Here is a 4,878-nt window from a genome sequence, read left to right on the forward strand (position 1 = left end):
CGTAAGAACATCACGTTCGGGCAAGTCTGATCCGGGGCTGCACAAGTCAATACGGCCGGCGAAGGCAGACAGGCCGTCCGGGTCTCTCTGCCTTCTGAGCAGATGAAAAAGGCCGGGGCTGGATGATCCATCCCCGGCCTTTTCGTTCCCGATCCGGGGTCAGACGACCGGCAGGTCGCTGTCCCAGACAAAACTGCGGCTCTCGACATTGCCGGCGGCGTCATAGGTGACGTCGATCCGGTGCCAGTCATAGGCATCGTTCACGTCCTCGACCACGCGCGACGTGATCACGCCATCGGCGTAGGAATTCGTCGAGACGCGGCCGTCGTCGTAGGTGGTGACACGTTCCGTCAACTGGCCCGAGGCATCGTAGCTGTTGGCATGTTGCGTCCACTCGAAGCTGTCCGCGCTGTCCTCGACGATCCGCGACGTCTTGACCCCTCCGGCATAGTTTGTCGTCACGGTCATGCCATCGTCCAGCGCAGAGACGAGCGAGGTGATGTTGCCCGATCCGTCAAAGCTGAAGGTCTGTTCGGTCCAGATGAAATCGTCGCCCGTGTCTTCGACCACCCGCTCGGTGATGACGCCGCCGGAATAGGTGTTGGTCGCCGTGCGTCCGTCGTCGAAGACGGTGACGCGCGACACGACGTTGCCGGAGGCATCGTAGGTGTTGACGAAGCTGTCCCACTTGTTCGCATCCGCAAGGTCGTGGCCTTCGCGCGTCTGCAGAACCCCGCCGACAAAGATGTCGGTGGCCTGGCTGCCGTCATCGTAGGAGATCTCGCGCCCGATGCGCGATCCGTCAACGCCGCTGTAGGTGTAGACATAGCTGTCCCAGACACCGATGTCGCCGGTATCGGACACGACCGTACCCTCGTAGTCCAGCGCCAGCCCGACCAGGATCGGGTCGTGGTCGGAGGTGCGGAAAGGCACGGAGCCGTCGAAGATCGACCCGTCCTTGCCGAAGTCGAGGTTATAGTCTAGCGCGTCCGGCTCATCGGCGTTGATCGCCCATTCCGAGGTGCCGGTGATCTGCGCCGTCAGGGGCTCGTTGGCAAAGGCATAGTCCAGCGTGCCCGTCAGGCCGTCGAAGACATAGGAATAGGCGTCCGGCCCCTGGAACAGCTCGACCAGGTCGGTATAGCCTTCGCCTTCCAGGTAGGTGATCGGATCTTCCATCGCGTAGGCGTTCAGATCGCCCAGCACCAGGATGTCCTTGTCGCCTGAACCGGTGGGATCCGTGTCCAGCCAGGCGTTCAGCGCGGTCACGCCGTTCAGGCGGGTGCCGTTCGAGAAGCCCTGGCCATCGCCGGTGTCGGCATCACCAGCATCCGGTCCGGCCGAGCCCTTGGACTTCATGTGCGTGACGACGACGTTGACCGTTGCCCCGTTCGACAGTTGTTCGAAGGTCACAGCCAGCGGCGCGCGGTTGGTGCCCGCCCCGTCAAAGACCGCCGGCATGCCACCCAGGCCAAGGCCGGGAAGATCGGCGTCGGTCAGCACCTCGACCGTGGTGCCGGGGGCGATCCGCACGGTGTCGGTCTTGTAGATCACGCCCACGGCGATCGCGTCGCTGCCGACATGGCGGGTGCCCGGATCGACCCAGGCATAGGTGCCGGCGCCGGCCTGCGCGTTCAGATACTCGACCAGTTGTTCGATGGCGTTGCCCGGCGCGCCGGCGAGAAAGTCGTTTTCCAGCTCGACCAGCCCCAGGATGTCGGCGTCCATTTCCAGGATGGCCTGACCCAGCTTTTCCAGCTGGCGGTTGTATTCGTCCACGCTGTCCGCGCCGCGCGGATCAAAGCCAAGGGCCGTGCTGCCGCCATCGTCCACCGTGGCAAAGAAATTCAGCACGTTCAGGCTGGTGACCTTCAGGGTGCCGCCCACGGACTCGGGTGTCACCGGGCGCACGCTTTCCTTGTCAAAGCTGTTCTCGCCGTCGACCGTCGAGATCACGCGCCAGGTGGCGCCGGAGCTGCTGTTGCCCGCCCACTGGTAATTCAGAACGCCCGAGAGGCCGGTGATCGTGTCGCCCATCCGGATGTCCGAACCGGTCGAGAAGGTGGGGCCAAAGCCGTCGAGATTGCCGATCAGGGCGTTTTGCTGCTGCAACCCGTCGTCATAAGTGATGGTGCGCGCACCGACATCCTGCAGGAAGGCATTGTAGGCCAGGGCGTCCGGTGCGTTGGTCTGGGTGAATTGCTGGACGCGTCCGCCCTGCATCAGCTTGATCTCGTTGAACCGGTCCAGCTGGTACATCTCGGAGATGGTCAGTTCGTCCGGGAAGGTGACACGCATGCCTTCGTAGGCTTCGAGGTCGGGCTGGAAATCGCCGTCCTGGTTGGTGGTGACACCGGCTGCAGGCAGCGAGATTTCGGCCGCGGTCGGCAGTGGTGCGCCGCTACTGATGACGGTCACGCTGGTCACGTTGGAGATCTGGGTTTCCCCGAAATACTCTCCGACTGTCCCGGTGACCTGAACCACGTCTCCGATGTTCACGTCGACGGCGGGCAGACTGCCGTCGAAGACGAAGATGCCTTCGGAGGTCATCACGTTGCCGTCGGCGTCGCCATCCTCTTCCTGCAGGTAGAAGCCGCGCAGGTTGCGCGCGGCATCGGCGTCTCCGTCCTGGAAATCCCCGACGACCACGGCCTCGACAGTGACCGTCTGACCGACCAGCGGGCTGGTATCGGTTGCCCCCTGGATGTCGTGTATGGCGGTGATGCCGATGTCATCGGTCCGGATCGTGCCGGTCGCCGTCGCGGTCGAGATCGTGGCCGCGCCGCTGGCGTTCGACAGGGTGACGGTGAACCCCTCGTCCGTTTCGATGTCGGTATCGCCCGTGACCTGTACCGTGATGGTCTTGCTGGTTTCGCCCGCCGCAAAGCTGACTGTGCCCGAGGGCAGGCTGCCGCCGAAGTCGGCCGCATCCGCCCCGCCGCCGCTGACCGCGTAGTCGACGGTGGTGGCCGCGGTCGTGTCGCCAGAACGGGTGACGGTGAAAGTAAAGCCGGTGCTGCCGCTGTCGCCCTCGAGCTTGTCCGCATCGGTCGCGGCGATGGCCAGCTCCGGCGTCGTGACGGCGCCCGCGCGGTCGATCACGATGTCACGCATGGCAAAGGCTTCGCCTCCGCCGTTGTTGACTCCGGCGGTCAGTGTCACGGTCAGTGTCGAGCCGCTCATGCCGTTCAGCGCAGAAGAGGCATAGGTGGTGAAATCGTTGGTCAGCGTGCCGTCGTAGCCAGCGAGGTCGGCGGCATCCCCGTCGATGTCGATCTTGAGCGGATCGTTCAGCGTCACGGTCGTGCCGCTTTCCAGCGTGTAGGTCAGGCTGGCGCTGTCGTCGCTGTCGATCTGGAACAGGGTGACGGGGGGCAGGCCGTCCAACTGGACGGTGATTGTATAGCTGTTGTCGCCGGATTCGAAATCGCCCATCGCGGCAAAGTCGATCGAGATGTCGCCGATCGTCCCGCCCGAGACATCGAAGGTCCAGGTCGCCGTCCCGGTCCCGCCCGGGTTGTCGGCATTGTCGAGGTCCTGGATGCCGAAGAAGGGCGCGGTATCGCCGGTCTTGGCAATGCCAAAGGTATCGGCGGCAAAGCTGCCGGCGGTGTCATCGGCAAAGTCGAAGTTCACGGTCCGGTCAGTGATGCCGAAGACGTCGAAAAAGCTGGAAACGAAGGCGCCGTTGGTGGCGCTGTTGTCCGGCGTGGCGGCAAAGCTGGTCAGGTTGCTGCTGGTGCCGTTCACGAGGTCGAAGGCCAGCGGGCCGGTCGGCGCTGCCGTGACCACGATATTGTCCAGCCCGATCTCGTCGCGCGATCCGCTGCCGGAAACATCGTCGGTCTGCCACTGCAGGTAGATCGACTCTCCGTCCTGCAGGGTAAAGCCGGTCAGGGTCGTGCTGCGGGGCACTGTCTGAAAGCCCAGGGCATCGGCCGCCTCGGCGCTGGTGTAATCCAGCAAGGCCACCGGTGTGTAGGTCGCGTCGTCCAGCGACCAGGCAAAGTTGAGCGTGTTCGCGCGGGCCTGGTCATTGTTGACCATGATGTCATAGGCAAGGTCGAGAGAGCTGATCGGTGCGCCGGTGGTATTGGTGATCTTCAACGTGATCGTGCCGGGCGTCATGTCGCTGCCGGTCGGCTGAAACCCCAGGAATATATTGCCGCCGACCTCGAAGGCATAGGCCCCTCCGGTCGATACACCGCCATCCGCGTCGGTGCCGCGGGCAAAGTCACCCGAGGCAAAGCTGCCGCCAAAGCTTGTGGCGCCCTCGGACAGGCCCGAAACGCGCCAGATGTCCGAATCCAGCTGTCCTGCGCCGGGTGTCGGTGCGAAACCCGCGCCTCCGAAACCGTCGAAATTCTCGTTGAAATTGACCATCACGCGCCCCCACGTCTGTCTGTCGCTCATGGCGACCAAAAAAAGCTATTGCCCGGACGGAGCAGGGGGCTCCGGTCCCGGAAAATCGCTGTGTTCATGCTGCCATCTACAGCGACTTCGCGGCACAGAAAAAGTTAACGTTTTGTAAAAAGGAGCGGCGTTGTTCGATGAAAGGAGGGGACCCGGATATAATTGCGCAAAAACTCAACAATGGCAGGCCCTTGTCCGTGACGCGCCGATGGGTGTTGGCATCCAAGACAGCCATTCCGATCCGGAATCAGTCGGGTGACGCGGGGAAAGAGTGCGGGCGATTCCATTCTTTCCACATCGAAAACTGAAGCGCAGAGCGGTGGAGAATCCGCTTGCGCGTTAAGGGCGAGTTGAAGGATGCTGACCTAGGGTCAGGACGCATTGATTTGGTTGGGCGAGCATGATTCACCGTTCGAAAACGAGCGGTGAACATGTCTGATCTTTTCTGGTTGAGCGATGCGCAGA

The 4,878-nt window shown here is 63.0% G+C and carries 1 protein-coding gene; it reads right to left on the bottom strand.

Annotation, left to right across the window (positions count from 1 at the left end):
• Positions 1-159: 159 nt before the first annotated feature.
• Positions 160-4,383, bottom strand: a complete 4,224-nt coding sequence (locus BLQ71_RS25615) for an ExeM/NucH family extracellular endonuclease (RefSeq protein ID WP_074623763.1) — start codon at positions 4,381-4,383, stop codon at positions 160-162.
• Positions 4,384-4,878: the final 495 nt, after the last annotated feature.

The sequence above is a fragment of the Antarctobacter albus genome (assembly GCF_900101505.1).
Taxonomy (GTDB): Bacteria; Pseudomonadota; Alphaproteobacteria; order Rhodobacterales; family Rhodobacteraceae; genus Antarctobacter; species Antarctobacter albus.

What these genes read in the sequence shown, in the direction of transcription:
- BLQ71_RS25615 (WP_074623763.1), bottom strand. Translation starts at nt 4,383, where the DNA reads ATGGTCAATTTCAACGAGAATTTCGACGGTTTCGGAGGCGCGGGTTTC.